Source organism: Streptococcus sp. D7B5, from assembly GCF_029691405.1.
Taxonomy (GTDB): Bacteria; Bacillota; Bacilli; order Lactobacillales; family Streptococcaceae; genus Streptococcus.
In genome coordinates this window covers 1,606,913-1,633,214 of record NZ_CP121467.1, presented here as the reverse complement: position 1 = coordinate 1,633,214, position 26,302 = coordinate 1,606,913, and the positions used below count along the sequence as shown (strand labels likewise).

The 26,302-nt window shown below is 43.1% G+C and carries 25 protein-coding genes and 1 riboswitch; of the genes, 9 read left to right on the top strand and 16 right to left on the bottom strand.

Features of this window, described 5'->3' with window-relative positions:
- Nucleotides 1-38: 38 nt before the first annotated feature.
- From P8P68_RS07935 to P8P68_RS07890, 10 genes are all read right to left on the bottom strand, one after another.
- Nucleotides 39-1,190: an iron-containing alcohol dehydrogenase gene (locus tag P8P68_RS07935; RefSeq protein WP_000190388.1), complete on the bottom strand. Its 1,152-nt coding sequence runs from the start codon at nt 1,188-1,190 to the stop codon at nt 39-41.
- Nucleotides 1,191-1,374: 184 nt separating this feature from the next.
- Nucleotides 1,375-1,830 carry an SP_0198 family lipoprotein gene (locus P8P68_RS07930; RefSeq protein WP_000853130.1) on the bottom strand — a complete coding sequence of 152 codons (456 nt, stop codon included), beginning with the start codon at nt 1,828-1,830 and terminating at the stop codon, nt 1,375-1,377.
- A gap of 90 nt (nt 1,831-1,920) precedes the next feature.
- Nucleotides 1,921-3,171 carry a folylpolyglutamate synthase/dihydrofolate synthase family protein gene (locus P8P68_RS07925; protein ID WP_278275856.1) on the bottom strand — a complete coding sequence of 417 codons (1,251 nt, stop codon included), beginning with the start codon at nt 3,169-3,171 and terminating at the stop codon, nt 1,921-1,923.
- Between the two features lie 310 nt (nt 3,172-3,481).
- Nucleotides 3,482-3,787, bottom strand: coding sequence for a DUF1292 domain-containing protein (locus P8P68_RS07920; RefSeq protein ID WP_000017624.1), 306 nt, complete (start codon nt 3,785-3,787; stop codon nt 3,482-3,484).
- A 15-nt stretch (nt 3,788-3,802) separates the two neighbouring features.
- Nucleotides 3,803-4,222 carry a Holliday junction resolvase RuvX gene (ruvX, locus tag P8P68_RS07915; RefSeq protein ID WP_002876031.1) on the bottom strand — a complete coding sequence of 140 codons (420 nt, stop codon included), beginning with the start codon at nt 4,220-4,222 and terminating at the stop codon, nt 3,803-3,805.
- A 3-nt stretch (nt 4,223-4,225) separates the two neighbouring features.
- Nucleotides 4,226-4,492: an IreB family regulatory phosphoprotein gene (locus P8P68_RS07910; RefSeq protein WP_000507059.1), complete on the bottom strand. Its 267-nt coding sequence runs from the start codon at nt 4,490-4,492 to the stop codon at nt 4,226-4,228.
- An 86-nt stretch (nt 4,493-4,578) separates the two neighbouring features.
- Nucleotides 4,579-5,148, bottom strand: a complete 570-nt coding sequence (locus P8P68_RS07905) for an SP0191 family lipoprotein (protein WP_000734686.1) — start codon at nt 5,146-5,148, stop codon at nt 4,579-4,581.
- 66 nt (nt 5,149-5,214) lie between these two features.
- Nucleotides 5,215-5,613 carry a transcriptional regulator Spx gene (gene spx / locus P8P68_RS07900; protein ID WP_000591165.1) on the bottom strand — a complete coding sequence of 133 codons (399 nt, stop codon included), beginning with the start codon at nt 5,611-5,613 and terminating at the stop codon, nt 5,215-5,217.
- 134 nt (nt 5,614-5,747) lie between these two features.
- Nucleotides 5,748-8,408, bottom strand: a complete 2,661-nt coding sequence (gene mgtA, locus P8P68_RS07895; protein ID WP_049489450.1) for a magnesium-translocating P-type ATPase — start codon at nt 8,406-8,408, stop codon at nt 5,748-5,750.
- A gap of 195 nt (nt 8,409-8,603) precedes the next feature.
- Nucleotides 8,604-8,755, bottom strand: a riboswitch (M-box (ykoK) riboswitch).
- Between the two features lie 55 nt (nt 8,756-8,810).
- Nucleotides 8,811-9,872 (bottom strand): Xaa-Pro peptidase family protein, encoded by a 1,062-nt coding sequence (locus P8P68_RS07890; RefSeq protein WP_044021487.1) that lies wholly within the window; start codon nt 9,870-9,872, stop codon nt 8,811-8,813.
- Nucleotides 9,873-10,019: 147 nt separating this feature from the next.
- On the opposite strand from P8P68_RS07890, the gene P8P68_RS07885 reads away from it, so the two are divergent.
- On the top strand, nt 10,020-10,775 hold the full coding sequence (locus P8P68_RS07885; RefSeq protein WP_044021488.1) for a hypothetical protein: 756 nt from the start codon (nt 10,020-10,022) through the stop codon (nt 10,773-10,775).
- A 37-nt stretch (nt 10,776-10,812) separates the two neighbouring features.
- Here the strand turns inward: P8P68_RS07885 and uvrA are convergent, their stop codons facing one another.
- Entirely contained in the window at nt 10,813-13,638 is a 2,826-nt protein-coding gene (gene uvrA, locus P8P68_RS07880) for an excinuclease ABC subunit UvrA (RefSeq protein ID WP_044021490.1), read from the bottom strand.
- A gap of 136 nt (nt 13,639-13,774) precedes the next feature.
- Here uvrA and P8P68_RS07875 point away from each other — a divergent pair, with 136 nt between their 5' ends.
- The 5 genes from P8P68_RS07875 to P8P68_RS07855 all read left to right on the top strand — a co-directional run bounded on the left by P8P68_RS07875 (nt 13,775) and on the right by P8P68_RS07855 (nt 17,336).
- On the top strand, nt 13,775-14,719 hold the full coding sequence (locus P8P68_RS07875; protein ID WP_000815617.1) for a magnesium transporter CorA family protein: 945 nt from the start codon (nt 13,775-13,777) through the stop codon (nt 14,717-14,719).
- Between the two features lie 11 nt (nt 14,720-14,730).
- Nucleotides 14,731-15,408 (top strand): DUF1129 family protein, encoded by a 678-nt coding sequence (locus tag P8P68_RS07870; RefSeq protein WP_278275855.1) that lies wholly within the window; start codon nt 14,731-14,733, stop codon nt 15,406-15,408.
- A 15-nt stretch (nt 15,409-15,423) separates the two neighbouring features.
- Entirely contained in the window at nt 15,424-15,771 is a 348-nt protein-coding gene (locus tag P8P68_RS07865) for a TfoX/Sxy family protein (protein ID WP_000331822.1), read from the top strand.
- 161 nt (nt 15,772-15,932) lie between these two features.
- Entirely contained in the window at nt 15,933-16,967 is a 1,035-nt protein-coding gene (locus tag P8P68_RS07860; RefSeq protein WP_084856520.1) for a S66 peptidase family protein, read from the top strand.
- Between the two features lie 105 nt (nt 16,968-17,072).
- Entirely contained in the window at nt 17,073-17,336 is a 264-nt protein-coding gene (locus tag P8P68_RS07855; protein WP_000166112.1) for a SemiSWEET family transporter, read from the top strand.
- Nucleotides 17,337-17,418: 82 nt separating this feature from the next.
- On the opposite strand, the gene P8P68_RS07850 is transcribed toward P8P68_RS07855, so the two are convergent.
- From P8P68_RS07850 to P8P68_RS07840, 3 genes are read right to left on the bottom strand one after another with little or no spacing between them, the layout of a single operon-like run.
- Nucleotides 17,419-17,982: a DNA-3-methyladenine glycosylase I gene (locus P8P68_RS07850; protein WP_084856518.1), complete on the bottom strand. Its 564-nt coding sequence runs from the start codon at nt 17,980-17,982 to the stop codon at nt 17,419-17,421.
- A gap of 9 nt (nt 17,983-17,991) precedes the next feature.
- Entirely contained in the window at nt 17,992-18,585 is a 594-nt protein-coding gene (gene ruvA / locus P8P68_RS07845) for a Holliday junction branch migration protein RuvA (RefSeq protein WP_084856516.1), read from the bottom strand.
- 12 nt (nt 18,586-18,597) lie between these two features.
- Nucleotides 18,598-19,830, bottom strand: a complete 1,233-nt coding sequence (locus P8P68_RS07840; RefSeq protein WP_049484717.1) for an MFS transporter — start codon at nt 19,828-19,830, stop codon at nt 18,598-18,600.
- 172 nt (nt 19,831-20,002) lie between these two features.
- Between P8P68_RS07840 and P8P68_RS07835 the strand changes: the two genes are divergently transcribed.
- Entirely contained in the window at nt 20,003-20,500 is a 498-nt protein-coding gene (locus tag P8P68_RS07835; protein ID WP_084856514.1) for a helix-turn-helix transcriptional regulator, read from the top strand.
- Nucleotides 20,501-20,640: 140 nt separating this feature from the next.
- Here P8P68_RS07835 and mutL read toward each other — a convergent pair whose 3' ends face one another.
- The gene (gene mutL / locus P8P68_RS07830) at nt 20,641-22,590 is read right to left on the bottom strand and encodes a DNA mismatch repair endonuclease MutL (protein WP_000018196.1); all 1,950 of its coding nucleotides are present in this window, start codon (nt 22,588-22,590) and stop codon (nt 20,641-20,643) included.
- 208 nt (nt 22,591-22,798) lie between these two features.
- On the opposite strand from mutL, the gene P8P68_RS07825 reads away from it, so the two are divergent.
- Nucleotides 22,799-23,239, top strand: coding sequence for a LytTR family DNA-binding domain-containing protein (locus P8P68_RS07825; protein WP_049500056.1), 441 nt, complete (start codon nt 22,799-22,801; stop codon nt 23,237-23,239).
- Complete coding sequence (locus P8P68_RS07820; protein WP_049500057.1) at nt 23,236-23,694, top strand: DUF3021 domain-containing protein; 459 nt, start codon at nt 23,236-23,238, stop codon at nt 23,692-23,694. The genes P8P68_RS07825 and P8P68_RS07820 overlap by 4 nt, the downstream gene beginning before the upstream one ends.
- Before the next feature lie 41 nt (nt 23,695-23,735).
- Here the strand turns inward: P8P68_RS07820 and mutS are convergent, their stop codons facing one another.
- Nucleotides 23,736-26,270, bottom strand: a complete 2,535-nt coding sequence (gene mutS / locus P8P68_RS07815) for a DNA mismatch repair protein MutS (protein WP_049500060.1) — start codon at nt 26,268-26,270, stop codon at nt 23,736-23,738.
- Nucleotides 26,271-26,302 lie beyond the last annotated feature (32 nt).

The following is a 26,302-nucleotide window of genomic DNA, read 5'->3' as shown; positions in this document are numbered from 1 at the left end:
TATGTTGGGGAATACGTCCCTTCCACTCTACTTGATTTTTAGAAGAGTTCTTTGTAGAGAGCAATGGTTTCTTCTAAAGTTGGCATAAATGGATTGCCTGGCGCACATGCATCAATCAAAGCATTCTTAGAAAGGTAGTCAAAGTCAAAGTCTTTTTCTTGGATACCGAGTTCGGTGAGTTTCTTCGGAATACCTACTGTTTCAGACAGTTTTTCAATTTCAGCGATAGCATAGTCAGCGCATTCCTGGTCTGTTTTCCCTTCAACATGGAGTCCCAAGGCCTTGGCTACATTGCGGAAAGCTTCTGGTACACGTTTAGCATTTTCACGCTCTACAACTGGAAGAAGCATGGCACAGCAGACACCATGTGGCAAGTTATAAACTGCACCGAGTTGGTGAGCCATAGAATGAACATAGCCCAAACCAGCATTGTTAAAGCTCATACCACCGAGGAAGATGGCATTGACCATCGCCTCACGCGCTTCAATATCTTGGCCATTTGCCACAGCACGAGGAAGATACTCCTTGATGAGTTCAATCGCTCCGATAGAAAGTTTCTTGGTCACATTATAAGCACCTGGTGTTACCAAGGCTTCGACAGCGTGAGTAAGAGCATCCATACCTGTCGCTGCTGTCAATCCTTTCGGCTTTGAAAGCATGAGTTCTGGATCATTGACAGAGATAAGGGCAAGGCTGTTCTTATCAACCATTACCATCTTGACCTTGCGCTCTTCGTCAGTAATAACATAGTTAATGGTGATTTCTGCAGAAGTTCCAGCTGTTGTATTGATCGCAACCACTGGCAACCCTTTTTTAGTAGACTTGTGGAGACCTTCGTAGTCCTGTGGTTTTCCACCATTTGCAGCAATGATAGAGATACAACTAGCCGCATCCTGAGGAGACCCTCCTCCAAGACTGATGATGAAGTCACATCCATGCTCTTTCAGAGCAGCAACCCCATCTGTAACGTTCTTGCAAGTCGGATTTGGCTCCACATCGCTAAAGATTACATAGTCGATCCCTTCAGCATCTAACGGTTTTAGGACTTTGGGTAAAATATCACTACCTTCGATGAACTTATCTGTCACCAAAAGGGCCTTCTTATACCCCAGTTCCTTGATATACGGACCTACTTCATTTACAACACCTTTACCAATAAGGTTAACTGCCGGAACGTAAAATGTAGCCATATGCTTTTCCTCCTGCGCCTTTGCGCTATTTGATTATTTACTATAAGTATACGACCTTATAAGAAGTTTTACAAATATTTGTAAGCGTTTTAAGTAAAAAGTTAGTAAAGAACAGCCAGCCACTTTTTCAAGAAAAAAGCTCCAAAAAGATGGATTTCATCTCATTGGAACTTTTACTTAATCATTATTGCTTAGTTAATACCACTCGGTCAGATGTCTCTCGGTCCATATCGTCGATAATCAATTGATTACCATTAACCGTGTAAATTTTGACATCATCACCGATAATGACACGTTGATTTTCTGGTTCAAAGCTGACTTGCTTGATTTCCTTATCTCCATCTGGCTCGACCTCAGTCCATGTACCAGTTTTACCTGTTACAACAAGAGTGATTTGGTCATTCTCATCTTTTCCAGTATAGGTACCATCGATATTCGTAGGTTGAGCTACAGTAGTGTCCTGACTTGAGGACGCCTGTGGTTGACTAGCACTTGTCGCAGCGCTAGAAGATGATTCTTGTTGAGAAGATGATTGCTGAGCAGATTGCTGGGTAGGGGCTTGTGCCTTAGGTCCACAAGCTGCTAAAAGACTAAGAATTGCTAGGGAAGCAATAGAAAGTGTGAATGTTTTCGTTTTCATAGCGATTTCCTTTCTTTTGTGCCAATGTTTTGCTGGAATCGTTTCCAGATATACCTCCTACCTCAAGTATAACAACTTAAGCCTATAAGGTCAACTAATCTCGTCGCTTCCAACCAAACTCGCTCGGACTTCCGAGATAAAGTAGAGCGAGCCCGTCACGAAAAGCAAGTCCTGATCTTTGGCCTTTTCTTCAAATTCTCTGATAAAACCGCCATAGGAAGAAATCAAATCGTAACCCGCCACATCCTTTTCATCCAGAGAGCCTTGGTAGTCAAAGCCTGTTACCTTAAGTTCCACCTCAGGCAACTGCTTAGATAGATAGCCTAACATCCCCTGATAATCCTTGCGTTTAAGTGCTCCAAAAAGGATGCGAACCTGGTAACCTTGCTGGATTTTCCCTTGGATAAACTCGACTAGACGAGTCAAGGCTGGCAGATTGTGAGCCCCATCTAGGTAGATTTGTGGACGAATCCGTTCCAATCGACCTGCCCAATGTGTCTCCTTCAAAGCCCGTCTGACAAACTCTTCTTCGACCCTTTCACCTCTTGACGCCATAAACAGAAGAAAAGTTTCTAAAGCCAAGGCGGCATTTTCTTGCTGATAAGCACCTTCTAAACCGATTTCAAGCTGTGAAAAGTTTGCTAGCTTACTTGAAAAATCCCCAGCATTCAAGGTGAAGTCTCGCCCAGCTTGATAAAGTTCGACAGCTAACTCTCTCGCTTTACTTTGACAGACAAGCTCCGCTTCTGGAGTAAGCTTGGCAATGACTGCCTTCTTGCCAGCCTTGAAAATACCAGCTTTCTGCTCGGCTATTTCCTCCAGACTATCGCCCAAGGTCTCCTGATGATCTAGCCCAATCGAAGCAATAACTGCAATCTCTCCTGTTACGACATTAGTGGTATCAAGCAAACCACCAATCCCCACTTCTAGCAGAACCAGATCCACTCCCTTCTCTTTAAAGTAAAGCAAAGCAATCAGAGTCAGTAATTCAAAAAAGGACAACTGGTCATAGGTTTGCAAAAGCGTCTTTTCCATCTCATTGACCTGCTCCGCCAAACGGATAAAATCTGCATCAGCAATCGGTTGCCCATTAATACAGATTCGATCATGGATACTGACGATATGAGGAGAGGTGAAAGTACCAACTTTTTTACCATGAGCAACAAACAACTCCCTCATGAAGGCAATAGTTGACCCTTTACCGTTAGTACCTGTTACGTGGATAATAGGATAAGTCTTCTCAGGATTCCCCAGCAAATCCACAGCTCGCTGCATTCGTCCAAGTCCAGATCTAAAGTTTAAACCAATCCGACTATGCAGCCATTTTTCTACTTCAAACATACATGTCTCCTTAACAAAAGTCCAATCAACTACCGCATCAAAGTATGATTACAAATAAAAAACGAGGTCGGGACTAAAATCCCGACCTCTTACCTGGTTAGCTAATCACTAGCTACTATGAATTTCAACGTGAGCTAAAAACATCCACTGGATGTTCCAACTCTTTCTAGTTTCTAGGAGTTGGGGTGATACAGTCTCCCAGACATACCAGTTCTCTCTTATTTTAAGGAACTGGGCTAAAAACGTTCCCCGGACGTTCCAACTCTCTCCAATTTCTGGGAGTTGGGCTGATACAGTCTCCCAGACTGTATCACTCCTCCATAAAGCTGTTGAAGACTTCTTCAATCATGTTCCATTCGTCTTCTGAGTCTTCTGGAATTGGTTGCAATTCGCCTTCTGTTCCGTCTTCATTTTCGATGAATGAGTAAGCTTGAATTTCAACTTCACCATTTTCATCTTCTTCTGCATTAACTGGCACTAGCAGAACATAGTTTTTACCAAATTCTTCTTTCCCGTCGATGGTCAAAAGAATTTCAAACAAGGTTTCATTTCCTTGCTCATCTACTAGTGTAATCAATTCACGTTCTTCGTGGTCATGGTTGTGATCGTGTGACATAGTTTCTCCTCTGTCTTAAAATTTTCTATCTAAATAATTTTGCAAAATCAGCTGAGCAGCCAACTTATCAATAACTTTCTTGCGTTTGTTACGGCTGATATCTGCTTGTTCAATCAACATACGCTCCGCAGCGACCGTTGTCAAACGCTCATCCTGATAGTCTACTGGCAAACCAAAGAGTTCTTCTAGCTTGGCACCATAGGCTTGACTGGCTTCTACTCGCGGACCACTGGTATTGTTCATGTTCTTTGGCAAACCTACTACAAAGCGTTCTACCTTATAGCTGTCAACCAATTCCTTGATGCGGTCAAAACCAAACTGGCCCTGGTCCTCATTAATCTGGATGATTTCAAGTCCCTGAGCGGTGAAACCGAGCGGATCGCTAATAGCCACCCCTACTGTTTTTGAACCGACGTCCAATCCCATAATTCTCATAGATTATAGATCGACTCCTTGTCCTTTTAGGTAGTAGCGTACCAATTCTTCAACAATTTCATCACGCTCATACTTACGGATTTGATTTCGTGCATTGTTATAACGAGGAACGTAGGCAGGGTCTCCACTCAATACATAACCGACGATCTGGTTAATCGGATTGTAGCCCTTGTCATTCAAAGAAGCATAAACATCTGTCAATGTTTCGCTAATTTCTTTCTTATTGGAATCATCCAATTTAAACCGTACAGTTTCTTCAGTAAATCCCATTCTAACACCCTCTTTCCTTAGAATAGTACTATTATAGCACATTCCCTGACGTTCTACAAATAAGTCAGTCTATTAATTTGGATTTTCTATTGTTCTGTCGCCCCATTTGCCACTCTATCTGCAATATATTGGCTAGGTTCGTTTTTTAAGAGATTTTCAAGGCCGATATTTTTTAAATATTCCAGCTGAGATGCCTTTTTGACATCCAATACTTGAAAATCATAAGTCGTTGTCGTCTGGATTTCTATCTCGCTGAGTAGCTTGGTTTCCAGTTTGAATCCTGCTAGTTTGCGTGCCTCTTGGATGGTCTCATCCTTTTCTTCCGCTTCTAGAAGCGCTTTTTGCGTCTCCTCTAGGCCATTTTCAGAGATAAAGGTCTTGAGTTCATCCCCGACAGGTCGTTTTTGCTGGATGGTCAAGGTCAAAAACTGATTGCCTTTATAAGTAATGGTCTGAATCTGCTGCGTTCCATTTTCTGACTTCGGCATCAGCAAGGTCTTGGTGACAACCGTATTCTTTTCGGCATTGTCCAAAACGGGAAGGTTGGATTGGAGAGGTTCAGATGCTGTTGTAGAAGCAGCAGGGGTTTCCTTTTTTTGCCCACATCCCGCAAGCAAAAAGAGGAGAGCAAAACTAGCAATTAGTAACTTTTTCATAATTCCTCACATGATTTTAAAACAAAAGAGCAAACAAGGCTAGGAGTCACTCCCAGCCTTGATGTTTTATAGAGCTGCACGTAGACGTGCTTCTGCATTTTCTACATTACGGACAGAGCGTGGCAAGAAGGCACGGATATCATCTTCTTTATAGCCGACTTGTAGGCGCTTCTCATCAACGAGAATCGGACTCTTTAAGATCCGTGGTGTTTCCATGATTAAGTTGAGCACTTCATTGACACTCAAATCCTCGATGTCAACTCCAAGTGCCTTAGCGTAGCGGTTTTTTGACGAAACGATACTGGCAATTCCATTATCTGTTTTCGTGAGAATATCTAATAACTCTTCTCTTGTAATTCCTTCTTTACCGAGATTTTGTTCTTTATAACTTAACTGGTGGGCATTGAGCCAGGTTTTCGCTTTTTTACAGCTAGTACAACTTGAGACTGTATAAATTTTGATCATGTACCTACCCCTTTCGCTACATGTTACTATCAGTTTAGTCTATTATACCATAAAAAACATCCGACTTGCGACCTATTTTTAAAAAAAATTAACTTTTTTCGCGATTTTCGTACTTTTTTCTTGACAAAATCAATTTATAACCAACTTTTAAATTTTTTGATATACAATCGTTTTACAACTGTAACACTTATCATATAGAGAACGATAATCAAAAGCAAAAAGAGGAAATAAATTGGTTCCAAAGGGGTTAAATGAAGCAGGCTAGCAATTGAAGAGTAGGGAAGGAAGGTCACAAAACTAGCTGCTAGCAAGGTTGTTCCAAGAACAAACCATGATGGACGACTTTGTAAGAAAGGAAGTTTTGCTGAACGAAGCATATGGATAACCATGGTTTGGGACCACATGGATTCAATGAACCAACCTGTCTGGAACAAAATGATAAAGCCCGTTGCAGACTCTGCTCCGTGAGCATAAGCTTGACCTGTCGCCATTGGAACAATGACAAAATAGAGCAAGATAAAGGTCAAAATATCAAAGGCAGAAGAAATCGGACCCATCCAAATCATAAAACGAGTAATAGACTTAGCTTCCCACTTATGGGGATGCTTCAAAAAGTCTTCATCTACATTATCAAATGGCAAGGCAATGCAAGAAAGGTCGTAGACGAGGTTTAACACAATCAAGTGAATCGGAGCCATAGGAAGGAAAGGTAAAAAGATACCAGACACTAGCAGAGAGAAAATGTTCCCGAAATTAGAGCTGACCGTCATCTTGATATATTTGGTCATGTTGGCATAGACTTTGCGTCCTTCAACCAGCCCTTTTTCAAGCACCATCAAATCCTTATCTAGCAAAATGACATCAGCCGTTTCTTTGGCAATATCTACTGCTGTATCAACCGAAATCCCCACATCGGCCACTTTCATAGAAGGGGCATCATTGATCCCATCTCCCATATAGCCGACACAATGTCCATTCGATTTGATTTGTAAAATGATTCGTGCTTTTTGATCCGGAGAGAGTTTGGCAAAGACCGTCACTTTCTCAACTGCTTGAGCCAACTCTTCGTCCGTCATGGCATCAATATCAGAACCCAACAAGATTTGATCAACGTCTAAACCAACTTTTTCGCAAACTGCTTGGGTTACCTTCTCATTGTCTCCCGTCAAGATCTTTGTTTGAACACCGTGTTCTAACAAAGCTTGGATAGCAGGTGCTGCTGATGGTTTTGGTGGATCTAGAAAGGCAAGATATCCTGTTAGAATCATCTCTTTTTCATCTTCAACTGAGTAAGCAAAACCTTCTTTTAGGCCTGTTTTATAAGCGACTCCCAAGACTCGCAATCCCTGTTGATTAAGTTGATCTACTTCTTTTAAGATTTCCACTCGGATATCATCCGTCAGAGGGCTAATCTCACCTTGATATTCCACATGGGTTGAGATCGCAAGCATTTCCTCTAGGGCACCCTTGGTTACCAAACTAACAACTTCGTTCTCATCCTTGACGATGACACTCATCCGTCTGCGTTCAAAATCAAAAGGTAATTCATCTATTTTTTGGAAGCTAGTATCTAAATTTTGTAGAATAGCGTGTTCTTTAGCTTCTTTTTCAGTTCTACTGATAATAGCACGGTCCATTAAGTTTTTCAAACCGGTTTGAAAATAGGAATTGAGGTAGGCCCGTCTCAACACAGACAAATCCAAATCTCCGTGTATATCCAAAGGATATTCAAGGACAATTTCGTCTTGGGTAAGGGTTCCGGTTTTATCCGTGCATAAGATATCAATAGCACCTAGGTCCTGTATGGCATTGAGTTTTTTGATGACGACTTTTTCCTTGGCCATGATAATGGAGCCTTTTGCTAAACTAGCCGTGATGATCATAGGAAGCATCTCAGGTGTCAAACCAACACCAACACTCAGTGCAAATACGCCAGCTTCCAGCCAGTCGCCATCTGTCAAGCCATTGGAGAGAAAGACGATGGGAACCATGACCAACATCAAACGGATCAAGAGCCAAGAGATGCTGTTCATCTCCCGTTCAAAAGAGGTCGGTTCGTCATAGGTATTGAGAGTCTGCTCGATTTCTCCCATCATGGTATCATCACCAACCGCTAGAATCAAAGCCTTGGCACTTCCTGATATCACGTTGGTTCCCATAAAAGCGAGCGCTTCTGCTTCTAGCAGACTATCGAAGTTTGACTGACTCATTTTTGACAAGGCTAGTTTTTCAACCGAGTCACTTTCACCTGTCAAACCAGACTGTTGAACAAAGAAATCGCGTGATTCAATTAAAATGAGGTCTGCTGGTATCATATCCCCAGCACTTAACTTGACTATATCTCCAACGACCAAATCTTCAATTGCGACCTCTAAACTCTGGCCTTCGCGAATAACTGTGGCAGTGTTCACAATCATTTTTGATAGATTGGTCGCAGCCTTGTCACTCCGCAGTTCTTGGACAAAGCGTATGCCACCAGAAATCAATACGAGAACGACGATGATGATAGAGGTCGTCGGATCTTCTTGTCCAGGCTTCGCCAACCAGACATTGGTCACCATGGAGATCATAGCGATGACCAGCAGGATGATTGTAAATGGATTGATAATAGATTCGTAAATCTTTTTGAGGATACTGTCTTCTTGACCCTTGGTGATGGTGTTTTCGCCATATAGGTCACGATTTTTCTCCACCTGCTCCTCAGTCAAGCCTGTTAGACTTGTCTTATAAAAAGATAGAGTTTCGTTTAAGGGTGTGTGAATAGCTGTTGCTAATCTTTCTTTTGTAGTTTTCATTGGTTTCTCCTATCTGTATGAATGATGTGTTTCATACACAGAGACCAATCACTTTATAAGGGCAGAACGACACAAATCAGCGATTGGCTGTGTATGTGCGGTTCTGGATGATCGTCAATTTGCATCGTTTGTCTCCTTTCCTTGTTCTAAAACAGTAGAAAATCCCACCATAAAATGGCAGGATTAAAAAACTAATTATCTGTTTTTTCGTTCAAGCTTTAACTCCATAGGGCGATGTAATGAGCTTAGTCTTGGCCTTCGCGACCAGGACTGTTGACCAACGAGTAGTGTCTCCACTGCTTTGCGGTAGTCATCCGTATCCCTATGGTAGCCTCACCTACCGTTTTCGTCTATCAGTATAAACCTTTAAAATATAAAAGTCAATGATTTATCTTAATTTTCTTAAATAACAATTAATTCCTTTGGAGCAAGGGTCAATAATTCGCAACCTGTATCCGTAATCAAGATATCATCCTCGATACGCACCCCGTATTTTCCATCCAGATAAATACCCGGCTCATCGGTCAAGACCATGCCAGCCTTGATTGGCTCTTCTGACTTGCCAAAGTAAGGAATTTCATGGATATCCAAACCAATCCCATGTCCAATCCCGTGGCTGAAGTAAGGACCGTAGCCTGCATCGTTAATAATCTGGCGCGGAATCCTGTCAAAATCAATTCGACTGAGACCAGCCTTGGCTGCATCTATGAGGGCTTGATTGCTGCGCAGGACAATATCATAAATCTCCCGCTCTTCATCTGTCACCTGCCCCACATGAACTGTCCGCGTCATATCGCTGACATAGTGGTTGTAGTAGCAACCAAAGTCCATGGTCAGGGTTTCACCCTTTTGAATGACCTTGTCACTAGCCACGCCATGTGGCATAGCAGAGCGGTAGCCCGAAGCGATGATAAAATCAAAAGAAGCACCTGAAGCACCTAGCTGGCGCATACGGGCATCTAAAAAGTTCATAACGGCTAGCTCAGTCGTCTCACCGGGCTTGATAAAATCCAGTACATCTAGGAAGGCTTGGTCAGAAATCTGGCAGGCCCTACGAATGGTTGCGATTTCTTGCTCATCCTTGATCATCCGCAGATTTTCAATAAAACCAGTCATTGGAACCAGCTCATGACCAGCAAACACACTTTCCAGCATCTTGAAGTAAGCATAGGAAATCTCGTCATCAAAGCCAATTTTTTCCAGCTTGTCGTCCGCTATAATTTTAGCAATTTCACCAACCGCATCGCGCGTTTCCACAATGTCAAAGCCCTCAACCACGCCCTTGGCAATAAGAGTATAACGAGAATCCGTCAGAAAAATCCGGCGCTTTTTACTGATGAAAACTGTCGCCTCTGTCCCGCTGAAACCAGTCAGATAGTAAATATTCTTCAGATTGGTTACTAAGACAGCATCACACTCTGTCTGTTTTAAGGCTACTTCAAATTTTTCAACTCTTGATAACATGAGAAAACCTCCATAAAATGATTTAATTTATTATAGCAAAAAAATATCGAAAATAATACAATCTATATAGCTAAGATTAGATAAAATTGACATTTGAAAGCGCTTAATGTATAATTTCTGTTAAACAAGAAAGAATGAGGTATCGATATGAATAAAACAGAATTGCTGTTACAAAGACTAGATGAGATTGGTCAGTCTCTAAAAGATTCGAACCAAGCACTAGCTTTGCTGGCGCTTGGTTCTTGCGGAACAGAAAGAGAACGATTGGATCAGTACTCAGATTTAGACTTCTTTGTTATTGTAAAAGATGGCTACAAGCAGACCTATATCCAAGACCTAACCTGGTTAAGTAAGCTAGAACCAATTGCATTTCACTACCAAAATACAGTGGACGGACATAAAGTTCTATTTGAAGATGATGTTTTTTGTGAATTTGCTGTCTTTGAAGCTCACGAACTAGTAAACATTCCCTTCTCTGAAGGCAAGATTATCTGGAAGGAGGTCGGTTTTGATGAAACAATCTGTCAGCCACAAAGACTGCCATCAAAAGAAAACAGAGATCGTGAATGGCTGTTGGGAGAAATTTTATGTAATCTATATTTAGGGCTAGGTCGCTATCAGCGAGGCGAAAAATTAGCTGCTTATGATTTAATACAAAACAGATCCGTCAAGCTTTGGACTGAACTAATCAGTTTGGAAACAACTTCTAAATCTAATTTTATAGATATCTTTAATACCAACAGACGATTTGAAGAAGGTTATCCAAAGGAAGCCAAGCAATTACCTCACTTTTTGCAAGGTTACGAACGCATTTCTGAGTCTGCTCAAGCACTCCTAGAATATCTGGATAAACACTATTCTCTTAACCCATTTATAAAAGAAAAAATTCGTAATTTATTATAAAAAAGACTCTGCCTAAAAAAGCAGAGCCTTTTAAATCTTATTTTAACTTTCCTTTCAAATAGTGTCCTGTGTAGCTGGCTTCGTTGGCCGCTACTTCTTCTGGGGTTCCTGTTGCGATGATGGTTCCACCACCGACACCGCCCTCAGGACCCAAATCGATGATATGGTCTGCTGTCTTGATAACATCTAGATTGTGCTCGATGACGAGGACTGTATTTCCATCGTCGACAAAGCGAGCCAAGACTTTAAGCAAGCGAGCGATATCCTCAGTATGAAGCCCTGTCGTTGGCTCATCCAGAATGTAGAAGGATTTTCCTGTCGAGCGTTTATGGAGTTCACTAGCCAACTTCATACGCTGAGCTTCTCCTCCAGAAAGGGTGGTAGCCGGTTGCCCTAGCGTTACATAGCCCAGCCCCACATCCTTGATGGTCTGAAGTTTGCGTTGAATCTTGGGAATGTGTTGGAAGAATTCCACCGCATCGTTGACGGTCATGTCCAAGACCTGCGAGATATTCTTTTCCTTGTAGTGAACTTCAAGGGTTTCACTGTTATAGCGGGTCCCGTGGCAGACTTCACAGGCTACATATACATCTGGCAAGAAGTGCATCTCGATCTTGATGATTCCGTCACCCGAGCAGGCTTCACAACGACCTCCCTTGACGTTAAAACTGAAACGGCCCTTCTTATAGCCTCGTATCTTAGCTTCATTTGTCTGGGCAAAGAGGTCACGTATATCGTCAAAGACCCCCGTATAGGTAGCCGGGTTGGACCTCGGCGTTCGTCCAATTGGGCTCTGGTCAATATCAATCAAGCGGTCTACATGCTCAATCCCTGTAATCGTCTTAAACTTACCAGGTTTGTCTGAATTGCGATTGAGCTTCTGGGCAATGGCTTTTTTGAGAATGCTGTTGATTAAGGTCGATTTCCCTGAACCTGATACACCTGTCACTGCGATGAATTTTCCTAGCGGGAAGCGAGCGGTGATATTTTGCAAGTTGTTCTCACGCGCTCCTGTCACCTCGATAAAACGACCATTTCCGGAACGGCGCTCTTCTGGTACTGGAATCGCTCGTTTTCCTGATAAGTACTGGCCTGTAATAGACTTACTGTTACGGGCCACCTGCTTGGGCGTTCCTGCAGCAACAATCTCGCCACCAAAAACACCGGCACCTGGACCAACGTCAATCAGATAATCCGCCTCGCGCATGGTATCTTCGTCGTGTTCCACCACGATGAGAGTATTGCCCAAGTCACGCATCTTTTTCAGACTGGCAATCAAGCGGTCATTATCCCTCTGGTGAAGACCAATCGACGGCTCATCCAGGATATAAAGGACACCTGATAGGTTGGACCCAATCTGGGTTGCCAAGCGAATACGCTGACTCTCCCCACCTGAAAGGGTTCCTGCCGAACGTGACAGAGTCAAATAGTTGAGTCCCACGTTATTGAGGAAGGTCAAGCGATCCTTTATTTCCTTGAGGATAGGACGGGCAATGATGGCTTCATTTTCAGACAGGGTCAGCTGGCTCACTAATTCCAAATGGTCTGCGATAGACAGGTCCGAAATTTCACCGATATGTGGCCCTTGCTCCCCACCCACACGGACAGACAAGGCCTGATCGTTGAGACGGTAGCCGTGGCAAGTTCCGCAGGTCAGCTCATTCATGTAGAGGCGCATCTGGGTGCGCGTGTAATCACTGTTAGTCTCATGGTAACGACGCTTGATATTATTGACAACCCCCTCAAAAGGAATGTCAATATCGCGCACTCCACCAAATTCATTTTCATAGTGGAAATGGAATTCCTTGCCATCTGAGCCGTAAAGAATCAAGTTTTTATCTTCTTCTGACAAGTCTTCAAAAGGCTTATCCATATCTACTCCAAAGGCTGTCATGGCCTGCTCTAGCATGTTTGGATAGTAGTTGGATGAGATAGGATTCCAAGGTGCCAAGGCTCCCTCACGCAAAGTTTTGCTGGTATCAGGAACCACCAAGTCAACATCCACCTCTAGCTTGATGCCCAAACCGTCACACTCACTACAAGATCCAAAAGGAGCATTGAAGGAGAAGAGTCGAGGCTCTAATTCTGGGACAGTAAAACCACAAACTGGACAGGCATAGTGCTCAGAAAAGAGCAACTCCGAATCGTCCATAGTGTCGATAATCACATAACCTTCTGCGATACGAAGGGCAGCCTCAATGGAGTCAAAGAGACGGCTACGGATGCCCTCCTTGATGACAATACGGTCGACCACAACATCGATATTGTGTTGCTTGCTCTTGGATAACTCTGGCACTTCGGTCACATCATAAACTTCCCCATCCACACGAACACGAACATAGCCATCTTTCTGAATCTTTTCAATGACGCTCTTATGTTGCCCTTTTTTCTTACGAATGACAGGAGCTAATATTTGCAGGCGCTGACGTTCTGGCAATTCCAAGACCTTATCCACGATTTGCTCTACAGAAGAAGCCTTGATAGCCCCGTGCCCGTTGATACAGTAAGGCGTCCCCACACGTGCGTAGAGGAGACGCAGATAATCGTTGATTTCAGTCGTGGTTCCCACGGTCGAACGAGGGTTTTTGCTGGTGGTTTTCTGGTCGATGGAAATAGCTGGGCTGAGACCATCAATGGCATCCACATCTGGTTTTTCCATATTGCCCAAGAATTGTCGAGCATAGGCTGATAGACTCTCTACATAGCGACGTTGCCCCTCCGCATAAAGGGTATCAAAGGCCAGACTGGATTTCCCAGACCCTGACAAACCAGTCACAACGACCAGCTTGTCTCGCGGAATCTCCACATCAATATTTTTTAAGTTATGGGCACGTGCCCCATGAATCACAATTTTATCTTGCATCTTTGTTCTTTCTAGTCCATTATTGCTTTCCATTATACCAAAAAATGTGAAATTCTATTACCCAAAAAGCTGTTTTTATAGTATAATAGTACGGTGCAAAAAATGAATCACTGAATAGTAGGAAAGGATAGGGGATATGAAACAAGTTTTTCTCTCAACAACAACGGAATTTAAAGAGATCGACACGCTTGAACCAGGTACTTGGATCAACCTCGTCAATCCTACACAAAATGAATCGTTGGAAATCGCTAACGCCTTCGACATTGACATTGCCGACCTTCGAGCACCGCTCGATGCGGAAGAAATGTCCCGTATTACCATCGAAGATGAGTACACTTTGATCATCGTGGACGTTCCCATCACAGAGGAAAGAAACAATCGTACCTACTACGTTACGATTCCGCTGGGGATTATCATCACAGAGGAAACCATTATCACCACCTGCTTGGAACCCCTCCCCGTTCTCGATGTCTTTATCAACCGTAGACTGCGCAACTTTTACACCTTCATGCGTTCACGCTTTATCTTCCAGATTCTCTATCGCAACGCCGAACTTTACCTTACGGCCCTTCGTTCGATTGACCGTAAGAGTGAACAAATCGAAAGTCAACTTCACAAATCCACTCGAAACGAAGAGCTGATTGAGCTCATGGAATTGGAAAAGACCATCGTCTATTTCAAGGCCTCACTGAAGACGAACGAGCGCGTGATTAAGAAATTGACTAGCGCAACTAGCAATATCAAGAAATACCTAGAAGACGAAGACCTACTCGAAGACACTCTGATTGAAACCCAACAGGCCATCGAGATGGCAGATATCTATGGAAATGTCCTTCACTCTATGACAGAGACCTTTGCCTCTATCATTTCCAACAACCAGAACAACATCATGAAGACCCTGGCTCTCGTGACCATCGTTATGTCTGTCCCAACCATGATCTTCTCAGCCTACGGGATGAACTTTAAGGATAATGAAATCCCTCTAAACGGTGAGCCTCATGCCTTCTGGTTAATCGTCTTTATCGCCTTTGCTATGAGTGTTTCGCTCACTCTCTATCTCATCCATAAAAAATGGTTCTAAGAGGAATCCCTATGTCTCAGATTGATTTACAAAAATTAACTAAGAAAAACCAAGAGTTTATCCACATCGCTACCCAACAATTTATTAAAGATGGTAAAACAGACGCTGAAATCAAGGCTGTCTTTGAGGAAGTCATTCCTAAAATCCTTGAAGAGCAAGCCAAGGGGACGACTGCACGTTCCCTCTACGGGGCTCCAACCCACTGGGCTCATAGCTTCACTGTCAAGGAGCAATACGAAAAAGAGCATCCAAAAGAAAATGACGATCCAAAACTCATGATTATGGACTCAGCCCTTTTTATCACCAGTCTCTTTGCATTGGTTAGCGCTCTGACTACCTTCTTCTCTACAGATCAGGCTATTGGCTATGGCTTGATTACCCTCTTGTTGGTTGGACTTGTAGGAGGACTTGCCTTCTACTTGATGTACTACTTTGTCTACCAGTACTATGGACCAGACACAGATCGTAGCCAGCGCCCTCCTTTCTGGAAATCAATCCTCGTCATCCTCGCTGCTATGCTTCTTTGGTTGGTTGTCTTCTTTGCAACAAGCTTCCTACCAGCCAACCTCAATCCAGTCCTTGCTCCATTGCCTTTGGCTATCCTGGGAGCTGCCCTTCTCGCTCTTCGCTTCTATCTCAAGAAACGTTTCAATATCCGAAGTGCAAGCGCGGGCCCATCACGTTATTAAGAAAAGTGAAAAGCTATGGCATATAGTCAATCTTTAGCTCAGCAGATTCGAAAAATTCTAGCACTCAAACTTCCTCCCCAAATTTTCGAAGAAGAGCTAGAAGAAAAGAAACTGTTTGGTGGCCTTGCCTTTATGATTCGTGGGAAAATGGTCCTTACAGTCAGTTCCAGAAAGGACGAGCTGGTTATGGTGAGAATTGGCAAAGAAATAGAAAAGCAAGTTCTACCCCGAACAGGAGCTCATACTACATTGATGAGAGGGAGACCTTATCATGGCTATATAGACCTAGATATCGAAGGTCAAAAAGAACTTCCTTACTGGATTGATTTAGCTCTCTCCTATAATCAAGAGTTGACCAAGTAACTCATATCTAGCGAGATTAGAAAAACGAAAAGCAACTGCATAGGGGGTTGCTTTTTTTCCTGCTTTCTTGAGATTCAATAGCACTTCTGAGTCTCATTATTGTAGTTTTCTCTCACCTTTTGTGATAAAATAGGCTCAATCAATTTCTAGGAGGATGAGGTATGGTTTCTACTATTGGTATTGTTAGTTTGTCTAGTGGTGTTATCGGAGAGTATTTTGTCAAACATGAAGTGGAGCTAGGTATCCAGCGTCTCAAGGATCTTGGACTCAATCCTGTCTTTTTGCCCCATTCGCTAAAGGGCTTGGACTTTATCAAGGATCATCCCAAGACGCGTGCAGAGGATTTGATGCAGGCCTTTTCGGACGATAGCATCGACATGATCCTATGCGCCATCGGTGGGGATGATACCTATCGCTTGCTACCCTACCTTTTTGAAAATGACCAACTACAAAAAGTTATCAAACAAAAGATTTTTCTTGGCTTCTCGGATACCACTATGAACCACCTTATGTTGCATAAACTAGGAATCAAGACTTTTTACGGCCAATCATTTCTAGCGGACATTTGTGAGTTAGACAAAGAAATGTTGCCCTATAGCCTCCACTACTTTAAAGAATTGATCGAGACTGGGAGAATCTCAGAAATCCGCCCTAGCGACCTTTGGTATGAGGAACGGACTGATTTTAGTCCCAAGGCCCTGGGAACAGCTCGTATCAGTCATGTAAATGCAGGTTTTGACTTGTTACAAGGAAATACCCAGTTTGAGGGAGAAATTCTCGGAGGTTGCCTTGAATCTCTCTATGATATCTTTGACAATTCTCGATACGCAGACAGCACGGAGCTCTGCCAAAAGTACAAACTCTTCCCTGACTTATCCGACTGGGAAGGAAAGATCCTCTTGCTAGAAACAAGTGAAGAAAAACCTGAACCTGAGGATTTCAAAAAAATGTTGCAGGCTTTGAAAGAAACTGGGATATTTAAGGTCATCAGTGGACTCTTGGTCGGGAAACCAATGGATGAAACCTTCTATGACGACTATAAGGAAGCACTATTGGATATCATTGATAACAATATCCCGATTGTCTATAATCTAAATGTCGGCCACGCAACGCCAAGAGCCATTGTTCCCTTTGGCGTTCACGCCTATGTAGATGCACAGGAGCAAGTCATTCGCTTTGACGATAACAAAAAATAAACAATTTCTCCATTTTTGTGCTTTGGTATTGATTTTCGTTACAATTTGTGTCTGAATTTATTGCATTTTGCTTATTTCTATGATATCTTTTTAAAGGAGGTGTATATGACTAAACAAAAAATAAATCAAATTGTCGGTTCAATCGGGGCCTTTATCGGGATTATTGTATTTATCGCCTACATCCCACAAATTTTTGCCAATTTACAAGGCAACAAAGCTCAACCATTCCAGCCTTTATCCGCAGCAGTATCTTGTTTAATTTGGGTTATTTACGGATGGACAAAAGAGCCTAAGAAGGATTGGATACTAATTATTCCAAACTCAGCTGGCGTTGTCTTAGGTGGACTGACATTTCTTACTGCACTATAAAAGTTACTAGCATATAATCAAAAAGCTGAGATAATTTTCTCAGCTTTTTCTATTTTCTCAGATAGTTAGACGCTTGGACTCACTAATTTCCGTTTTTCCACTCACAATCATTTTCGTGGTCGTCAATCAAACCTGCTGCTTGTAGAAAAGCCAAAACCGCAACTGGACCTGTGAATTTGAAACCACGTTTTTTGAGATCCTTGGATATTTTCTCAGATAAAGACGTTTTAGCTGGGGCTAAGCGATAGTCGGGGACATCATTGATGATGGTTTGTCCATTGACAAAAGACCAGAGATAGGCATCAAAGGAGCCATATGCTTCCTGAACTTGTAAAAATGCTTGGACATTGGAGCGTGTCGCAAAGAGCTTGGCACGATTTCGGATGATGGCTGGATTCTCTAACAAGGCTTCCAACTCCCCATCTGTCATTTCCGCGACCGCTTGAATTTGATAGCCATGAAATGCTTCTCGGAAAGCCTGGCGTTTGTTGAGTACCGTTTCCCAAGACAGACCAGCCTGATAAGTCTCCATACAGAGCAGTTCAAAAAGAGCGCGGTCATCATGAAGGGGTTGCCCCCACTCCTCATCATGATAGGCTACATATAAGGGATTATTCATTTTTACCCAACCACAGCGTTTTGGCATATTATACTCCTATTTGACCAACATCTTAAGGGCCGACTTGATATAGTTCTCTGCTGTATCCGTCGTTCCTTCAAAGAATTTCTTGATTTTCTTAAGTTCAGTCGCCTTGTAGCCCAGTGCCAGCATGGCTTCCATAGCTTCTTCCAGTTCTTGGTTTTCAGCGCTGGTTTGCACTGCGACCTTGGAAGGAAGGTCATCACTAGCCACGACTACCTTGCCTTCCAAGTCCAGCACCATCTGCTGGGCTGTTTTCTTGCCAATTTTAGGGAACTTGGTCAAGTAGGTGATGTTCTTAGTCTCGATCGCTTGAACCAAGCCAGCATTGTCATCAGCTGCGATGATAGCAAGAGCTGACACAGGACCAATCCCTGAGACCGAGATCAGACTGAGAAAGAGCTTTTTCTCATCTTCTGAGCGAAAACCGTAGAGCAGATGGGCATCCTCACGAACAACTTGGTGCACATAAATCTGAGTTTCTTGATTGACCTGACCTGAGTAGGCATAGGGATTGGCTACATGCAAGATATAACCGATAGAGTTGACTTCCAATACGATGTACTTGGCTGTAATTTTACTGATGATTCCTTTAAAATATTCGTACATTATTTTCACTTTCTATAATTGATTTGCAATTCCGTGTAAATGCGCTGCTCTGATGATAAGAAGCAGCCCAAGTACTGCACACACAATAAAAACGAGCCAAACACCTACAGCACCTGTTGCAGCGCTGATAGAAATCATCGCCCCCGCTAAAATAGACGCTAAAGGCTGCGCCATATTAAGGAAACCTGAGTAGGTTCCGAGCTTATTCTCATTCATCATTTCCGCCCGCAAAACTTGGCTTGGCGGCATGCAGATGAGTTCCCCCATAGTATAGAGAATGGCTAGCAAAAACAGAGCCCAGAAACTCCTGAAGACAATGGTGAAAAGCATACCCAAGTCAAAGATAATACTTCCCAATAAAAACTGCGGTATGATCTTCATTTCCTTGGTCAAACGATTGGCAGTCGTTATGAAGCAAACAATAATCAGGGTATTGATAAAAACCATGATACTGAGCATCTTAGCTCCTGAAATATGAATACCGAAAACACTACTCGCGATGAATGACTCTTTCAAATGAACGGGTATATAATTGTCAATTTGCAACCAGATAACACCATTAAATACAGTCCCTAACGTATAAAGTAGGAAAATTTTGTCCTGAAAAACAGAAACATAATTTTTCACAGTTGCCAAAGGACTGCTACCATGCTCAAAGACCAGATTAGCTGGCTTGCTTTCTGAAAAATATTTCCAAGCGAGGAAAAAATTCAAGAAGCTAATCACCGTCAAAACCAGAAGCAGCTCAAAAAAATGGTGGTCGTAAAAGAAACCTGCAAGCCCTGCTCCTAACATAACGGATACATTGACAAACCAATAACTAATCGTATAAACGAAACGGCGATTTTGCTCGTCGGTCAAATCAATAATCATCGCATCAATAGCCGGCCAAGAGAAAGTTCCTGCGGTCTCTGCCAGCAACATTCCGACAAAAGTCAAAAAGGGAAAAATATGATTAGGCATATTTGCCAGCAGCACAAGAAAGTAGCCACTAGCAAGACCAAAGTTTCCCCAGTCAATGACTTTCTTACGTCCCCAAAGATCCGCCAAATGTCCACCATACAGTCCAGCTAAAAAACCAATGAGTTTGGTTGTGATCATCAATAACCCCGCCCAAAAGGCTCCAAAATATTGAACATAGTACATGGCCATAAAAGGAGTAATGGCACTCTCTAAAATCCGTGCTACAAAGCTCATCCATTCCCGCATTTGAATTTGCTTGGGGAGGGCAAAAAATTCTTTCATCTTTCATTCCTTTTTCATAATTTCTTCGCTTTTTCTTACCTAGTATATCATATTTCCCCGAGACAGACTGCAACAAAAGGTGCACCCTCTGGTTGACAAATAGTACAAGAGATTGTATTCTCATTATAAGTAAAAATTGTTAGGATAGAGGTAGAAAAAGGAGGATAGAATCATGAAACTCGCAGAAAAACTATTTGAGCTCCGAAAGGAAAAAGGTTGGTCCCAGGAAAAGCTAGCAGAACAAATCAATGTCTCTCGGCAAAGTATCTCCAAGTGGGAGTCTGGTCAAGTTCTTCCAGAAATCGAAAAAATCATTGAATTAAGCAAGATTTTTCAAGTGACAACTGACTATCTACTACTAGATGAAAACTCTGAAAAAACTTCTACAGAAGTGATTTTGGAGGAAGATAAGGACAAATACTATAAAGAAGTTAAATCTTTTGGCCTCTGGCAGGTGATTTATATTTTCGTCTTAGCTCTGGCTATCTATCTCTTTTTAGCTGGTTCTAGTTTTCCAGCCGAGTTCACCGCCTGGATTTGGCTGACCTTCGTTCTTTTGATTGCTTCAGCGATTGCTATCAGCAAGACTCTCAAAACCAAACAACGTTATCTTGATAAAGTGATTGGTCTTGAGAATCCCTCAAACCAAGACGACTCTATGAAACCTTGAGTCAATTGAATCATATTTCTCATTACTTTTTCTTGTCAAGCAAGTGTAAACCTCATGGCAAGTTGCCATGTCCATTCAAAATTCCCACCATAGAAAAGCTAAAAAGCCTTGTTTGGAAAAAACAAAGGCTTTTTGTGTTCTTAATATTTCCCCAACTCACGGAGACTCGTATGATTTTCCTGAATGCGTCGGAACATTTTTTCCATATCCGACTTGGTAAAATGCACCAAAACAGGACGTCCGTGGGGACAGTTGTAAGGATTGTCACATTGAGAAAGCTGATAAAGGAGTTGTCTGGCTGAGTGGTCATCGATGCGATGGTTGGCCTTGATAGACCGTTTGCAGGACATCATGATAGCCAGCTCTGCTCGGTATTTCTTGATCGAAACTTCCTTGGTCAAAAGGAGCATATCACACATTTCATAGATGCCTGACTCAATCTCCTCTTCTGCCATCCAAATAGGATGTTCACGCAGGATAAATTGATTTTCTCCATACTCTGCTAGAAAAACACCTACTTCCTCTAGGAGAGGCATTCTTTCTCTAAGACGAAGGGCATCATCCGCAGGAAATTCAAAGATGTAGGGCACTAAGAGTTGCTGCTGACTCTGGTCAACATTGCCGATGCTTTCACGGTATTCCTCGTACTTAACCCGCTCCTGAGCTGCATGCTGGTCAATGATATAGAGTCCATCTCGCCCCTGGGCAAAGAGATAAGTCCCGTGCATCTGTCCGAAAAATTCCAATTCTGGAAAGCTTGATGATTCTTCTCGCTCCAGCTTATCATAGGCTTTATCGAGACTAGCAAGGTCCAACTCTGGATGGTCTAGTTGGTCATAGCTAGCTGGCTTTCTCTCTGCAAAATGCAGTTTTGCAGGCTTGGTCAACTGGTCCAAGGTTTCCTTGGCAAACAGGGTTAAATCCTGTCTTTCTTCAGTCAAGCCTACTTGATGGTCTGAAACCTCAACTTGAGTCGGTCTTGTTACTTCTGTTTGTTCATAGTAAAGCGTATTTTCTTTGAGTGGGAGAATGGTCTGCTCTACCTTTTGACGATTACGCACGGTCGACTTGGCAAGATTTTCTAAAGCATCAGGTATCAAGGTCTGTTCCTTAAGACTCTTTGCGATAGCTTCTGAGACAAGTGCCATCAGCTCTCTTTCCTTAGAAATCCGCACCTCTTGCTTGGTTGGATGAACATTGACATCAGCCAGATAAGGATCGATATGGATGTGAATGACAGCCAGTGGAAAACGCCCTACCATGAGCTTGCTTCCATAACCGTCAAGAATAGCACGGTTGAGTAGAAAGTTCTTGATATAACGGCCATTGATGAAGAGGCTGATATAGTTACGATTTGCTCGTGTCAATTCAGGCAATGAAACAAAACCTGAAATTTCGAAATCTAGATCAGAGTTCTCAATTTCAATCATCTTCTTTGCACTCGCCAAACCATAAATTCCTGCGATGGCTTGTCGCAGTTGACCAGTTCCTGCTGTCCGTGTCATTTCCTTGCCATCACTGATCAAACTAAAAGAAATCTCAGGATGAGCCAATCCCAGACGGTTAACAATATCAATGATATGAGACAACTCCGCTTGCTGGCTCTTCATATACTTGAGACGGGCAGGTGTATTGAAAAAGAGGTCCTCAACACAAACTTTGGTCCCCACAGGACTAGTCGCTGGGATGACTTCCTCAACTTCTCCCCCACGCGCAACGAGCTTGGTCCCATGACTCGCACCATCCACCGCCGTCAACAGAGTCAAGACACTGACAGAAGCGATAGAGGGCAGGGCTTCACCACGAAAACCAAGCGTCCGAATCCGAAAGAGGTCTGCTTGATTTTTTATCTTACTGGTCGCATGTCGACGCAAGGCCAACTCAACCTCATCGTGGGCAATTCCATGGCCATTATCTGTGATTTGAATCTTCTTAAGACCAGCTTCCTCAATCTCAATGATAATCTGGCTAGAACCCGCATCAATGGCATTTTCTACCAACTCTTTGACCACACTGGCAGGACGTTCAATGACCTCTCCTGCCGCGATCTGGTTTGCCAACACTTCTGGCAATTCAATAATATGAGACATCTTTCAGCCCCTTTCTGTATCTATTTTCCTAGAAATTGATTAGTGCTATTATACCATATTTCAGATGTTACCAGAAAAAGCAAATACCACATAGACTCCAAATCTCTCCACATAGACAAAAGCTCTTGCCATGGGTCGTAAAATAGTGTTTAATAAAGGTGTACAGGAAGTGATCACAATTTTGTATGAAATGTAAGGAGGGAAATTTATGAAAGTAGAACTACAGATTAAGGAGACTTACGAGGAAGAAAAGCTGATTGTCCAAACTCCTCAGCCGACCGAAAAAGTCCAGAAAGTCATCGAGTTCGCTGAAAATCTTGACCAAAAAGAAACAATCAAAGGAAAGATTGAAGATCAGGTCTATCTAATTAAGGTTAGTAAGATTCAACGCTTCTATATCGAGAATCGCAAGGTTCTAGCAGAAACTGCATCTCAGGCCTATACCATTGATTTGCGACTCTATCAGGTTCTTGAAATGCTGCCGACCACTTTTATCCAAATTTCCCAATCTGAAATCGTCAATATCGATTCCATCTCTCATCTCAAACTCACTCCCAACGGCCTGGTTGAAATTTTCTTAAAAAACGAAAGCTTCACTTACTCTTCACGCCGTTACCTAAAAACCATCAAGGAGAAATTAGAACTATGAAAAAACAAATCTTTCACGATGCAGCCGCTGGTGTACTTATCGGCCTCATCCTCTCTATCCTCTTTTCACTCATTTATGCACCAAATACCTATGCCCCACTAAGTCCCGAGTCTCTTATCGGCCAAGCGATGGCTCAACATCAGGTTCACGGTGCTCTAGTCTTGCTCTACTGTATGGTCATCTGGTCAGCTATCGGTGTTCTCTTTAGCTTTGGCAGCCGCTTATTCAGCCGTGACTGGAGCCTGCTCCGTGCCACACTTTCCCATTTCTTCCTCATGCTGATTGGCTTTGTTCCACTAGCAACTCTGGCTGGTTGGTTCCCCTTCCACTGGACCTTCTATCTCCAGCTCATTCCAGAGTTTGCGATTGTCTACCTCATCATCTGGGCTATTCTCTATAAAAGAGAAGCTAAAAAAGTAGACCACATCAATCAACTTTTGGCCCATAAAAAGTAATAGAGAAAAATCCCACTCACAAAAATGTGAGTGGGATTTTTTTATAACTTTTGTTTGAGCTCAACCAAGACATTCATAGCCTGCATCGGTGTCATATTGTAAACATCCAGTTTAGCTAATTCTGCTAGGATAGGATGCTCTGCAGGGGTATCAAAGAGTGACATCTGTTCAGTAACAGCACTTGTTTCTCTCATTGGAGCAGGACTTTCCGTCTCTTGATTCTCCAGTTGAGTCAATATCTTATCCGCTCTTGATAAAAGTTCTGCTGGTAAGCCAGCAATCTTAGCAACGTGGATACCGTAGGATTTGTCAGCTGGTCCTGGTTCGATCTTGTGAAGGAAGGTAACCTGCCCATCCTGCTCCAAGGTCGCCACATGGACATTGACCAAGTTTTTCAAGCTGGACTCCAGACTGGTCAACTCATGGTAGTGGGTCGCAAAGAGGGTTTTGGCTCCGATATGTTCATGAATGTATTCGATGATGGACTGGGCAAGAGCCATCCCATCATATGTTGCCGTTCCCCGTCCCAATTCATCGAAGAGAATGAGAGAGTTCTTGGTCGCATGCGAAATGGCATTGTTGGCCTCCATCATCTCTACCATGAAGGTTGATTGACCTGAAACCAAGTCATCTGCTGCTCCGATACGGGTAAAGATAGCATCAAAGATCGGCAAATGGGCGCTCTCCGCCGGCACATACGAGCCCAGCTGGGCCATAACCGCAGTCATGGCTAACTGGCGCATGTAGGTTGACTTCCCACTCATGTTGGGCCCTGTAATTAGCTGAATACTCGTATCTTCTGCCATCTGGATACTATTTGGAATATAGGTCTGAGCTCCCATGACCTTTTCGACGACAGCATGGCGCCCTTTCTGGATATTGATTTGTGAATCATCCCCAAACTCTGGTCGAATCAAATGCTGAGTTTCAGCCACAACTGCTAGACTTTGCAAGACATCAACCGTTGCAATTCCTTGGGCTAGAGCCTGCAAACGCTGGATGTACTTGCTGACTTCCTCACGGATACGCATAAAGATTTCATATTCTAGGTTGGCTGACTTCTCACGCGCCTCCAGCATATCCCCCTCGATACGGGCTAACTCCTCTGTCCCAAAGCGTTCCGAGTTTTTCAGTGTTGCCTTGCGGAAAAAGTGGGATGGCACATTTCCCAGTTGCGAATTGGTCACATGGAAATAATAGCCATCTTTTTTATTGTAGTCAATCTTAAGCGTGCTGATGCCAGAGTTTTCTCTCTCCTTAGCCTCAATCTCAGCAATCCAGCTAGTCCCTTCTCTGAGCACACGACGGTACTTGTCTAAGGTCTCATCAAATCCCGTACGGATAATGCCACCTTCCGTAATCACGTGAGGAGCTTCAGGAGCAATGGCAGCACTAATCAAGCTCTCCAACTCAGGAATGGCATCTAACTGTGCGATGAGGTAGGCCAGAGCAGGCTGCTCCATTCCCTCTAAAATCGCTCGAATCCGTGGTACACTAGATAAGGTGGTCGCCAATTGCAAGAGATCCTTTGGATTGGTCTTACCAAAAGAAACCCGACTAGCCAAACGTTCGATGTCATAAACACCCTTGAGGCTATCCGTTAAATCGCTGCGCTCAAAGAAGTGGTCAAGAAAGACCTGCACCACGTCTTGACGTTGGATGATTCGCTCCTTATCAATCAAAGGACGATGGATCCAAGAACGCAAGAGCCGCATGCCCATAGCTGTTTTGGTTTCATCCAAAAGCCAGAAAAGACTCCCTTGCTTCTTGCCTGAACGGGCATTCTCAAGCAAATCCAAACTAGCCTTGGTCGCATAATCCATCTGCAAGAAATCTTTGATTTCATAGCGGATAACTGGTTTGAGGTGGTTCAATTCCCGCATCTGGGTTCGGTGAACATACTGGAGTAGCTTACTAGCTGCCGCTTGCTCCACAGCTGCCAGTCGTGAACCCAATAAATGGATGTCCTCAAAACCTTCTTTCTCATAGGAAATCACCAGATTCATCTGACGACTTAGAATTTGTTCTTCTTCCTCAGGCAAGTCATAACCCAGCACCACTTCACGAGCCTTGAGATTGCGAATTTCCCCACAAACCAACGTGAAATCTAGTAGACCTGTCACATAGAAATCACCCGTCACCAAATCCATATAAGCCAGACCAAACTGATTGCCATCACGATCTAAGGAAACCAAGAAATTATTCTGACTATCCGACTTACTGCTATCAACGACCGTTCCAGGTGTGATGACCTGGACCACCTCTCGCTTGACAACCCCCACTGCTTGTTTGGGATCTTCCATCTGTTCTGCAATGGCAACTTTATAGCCCTGCTCAATCAGAACATCGATGTACTGCTGGGCAGAATGATAGGGGACGCCCGCCATTGGTATCGGATTTTCTGCATTTTTATTCCGACTCGTTAAGGAAATTTCTAAAATTTGTGCTGCATTAATTGCATCTTCATAGAACAACTCGTAAAAGTCACCCATTCGAAAAAGCAAAAAAGCATCTGGGTATTGTTTCTTAATATCCACATACTGTTGCATGCCGGGTGATAGCTTTTCTGTTGCCATTTTTCGTCTCTCCTTGCTAAAAATAAGTCTTG

What these genes read in the sequence shown, in the direction of transcription:
- P8P68_RS07935 (WP_000190388.1), bottom strand. Translation starts at nt 1,190, where the DNA reads ATGGCTACATTTTACGTTCCGGCAGTTAACCTTATTGGTAAAGGTGTT.
- P8P68_RS07930 (WP_000853130.1), bottom strand. Translation starts at nt 1,830, where the DNA reads ATGAAAACGAAAACATTCACACTTTCTATTGCTTCCCTAGCAATTCTT.
- P8P68_RS07925 (WP_278275856.1), bottom strand. Translation starts at nt 3,171, where the DNA reads ATGTTTGAAGTAGAAAAATGGCTGCATAGTCGGATTGGTTTAAACTTT.
- P8P68_RS07920 (WP_000017624.1), bottom strand. Translation starts at nt 3,787, where the DNA reads ATGTCACACGATCACAACCATGACCACGAAGAACGTGAATTGATTACA.
- ruvX (WP_002876031.1), bottom strand. Translation starts at nt 4,222, where the DNA reads ATGAGAATTATGGGATTGGACGTCGGTTCAAAAACAGTAGGGGTGGCT.
- P8P68_RS07910 (WP_000507059.1), bottom strand. Translation starts at nt 4,492, where the DNA reads ATGGGATTTACTGAAGAAACTGTACGGTTTAAATTGGATGATTCCAAT.
- P8P68_RS07905 (WP_000734686.1), bottom strand. Translation starts at nt 5,148, where the DNA reads ATGAAAAAGTTACTAATTGCTAGTTTTGCTCTCCTCTTTTTGCTTGCG.
- spx (WP_000591165.1), bottom strand. Translation starts at nt 5,613, where the DNA reads ATGATCAAAATTTATACAGTCTCAAGTTGTACTAGCTGTAAAAAAGCG.
- mgtA (WP_049489450.1), bottom strand. Translation starts at nt 8,408, where the DNA reads ATGAAAACTACAAAAGAAAGATTAGCAACAGCTATTCACACACCCTTA.
- P8P68_RS07890 (WP_044021487.1), bottom strand. Translation starts at nt 9,872, where the DNA reads ATGTTATCAAGAGTTGAAAAATTTGAAGTAGCCTTAAAACAGACAGAG.
- P8P68_RS07885 (WP_044021488.1), top strand. Translation starts at nt 10,020, where the DNA reads ATGAATAAAACAGAATTGCTGTTACAAAGACTAGATGAGATTGGTCAG.
- uvrA (WP_044021490.1), bottom strand. Translation starts at nt 13,638, where the DNA reads ATGCAAGATAAAATTGTGATTCATGGGGCACGTGCCCATAACTTAAAA.
- P8P68_RS07875 (WP_000815617.1), top strand. Translation starts at nt 13,775, where the DNA reads ATGAAACAAGTTTTTCTCTCAACAACAACGGAATTTAAAGAGATCGAC.
- P8P68_RS07870 (WP_278275855.1), top strand. Translation starts at nt 14,731, where the DNA reads ATGTCTCAGATTGATTTACAAAAATTAACTAAGAAAAACCAAGAGTTT.
- P8P68_RS07865 (WP_000331822.1), top strand. Translation starts at nt 15,424, where the DNA reads ATGGCATATAGTCAATCTTTAGCTCAGCAGATTCGAAAAATTCTAGCA.
- P8P68_RS07860 (WP_084856520.1), top strand. Translation starts at nt 15,933, where the DNA reads ATGGTTTCTACTATTGGTATTGTTAGTTTGTCTAGTGGTGTTATCGGA.
- P8P68_RS07855 (WP_000166112.1), top strand. Translation starts at nt 17,073, where the DNA reads ATGACTAAACAAAAAATAAATCAAATTGTCGGTTCAATCGGGGCCTTT.
- P8P68_RS07850 (WP_084856518.1), bottom strand. Translation starts at nt 17,982, where the DNA reads ATGCCAAAACGCTGTGGTTGGGTAAAAATGAATAATCCCTTATATGTA.
- ruvA (WP_084856516.1), bottom strand. Translation starts at nt 18,585, where the DNA reads ATGTACGAATATTTTAAAGGAATCATCAGTAAAATTACAGCCAAGTAC.
- P8P68_RS07840 (WP_049484717.1), bottom strand. Translation starts at nt 19,830, where the DNA reads ATGAAAGAATTTTTTGCCCTCCCCAAGCAAATTCAAATGCGGGAATGG.
- P8P68_RS07835 (WP_084856514.1), top strand. Translation starts at nt 20,003, where the DNA reads ATGAAACTCGCAGAAAAACTATTTGAGCTCCGAAAGGAAAAAGGTTGG.
- mutL (WP_000018196.1), bottom strand. Translation starts at nt 22,590, where the DNA reads ATGTCTCATATTATTGAATTGCCAGAAGTGTTGGCAAACCAGATCGCG.
- P8P68_RS07825 (WP_049500056.1), top strand. Translation starts at nt 22,799, where the DNA reads ATGAAAGTAGAACTACAGATTAAGGAGACTTACGAGGAAGAAAAGCTG.
- P8P68_RS07820 (WP_049500057.1), top strand. Translation starts at nt 23,236, where the DNA reads ATGAAAAAACAAATCTTTCACGATGCAGCCGCTGGTGTACTTATCGGC.
- mutS (WP_049500060.1), bottom strand. Translation starts at nt 26,270, where the DNA reads ATGGCAACAGAAAAGCTATCACCCGGCATGCAACAGTATGTGGATATT.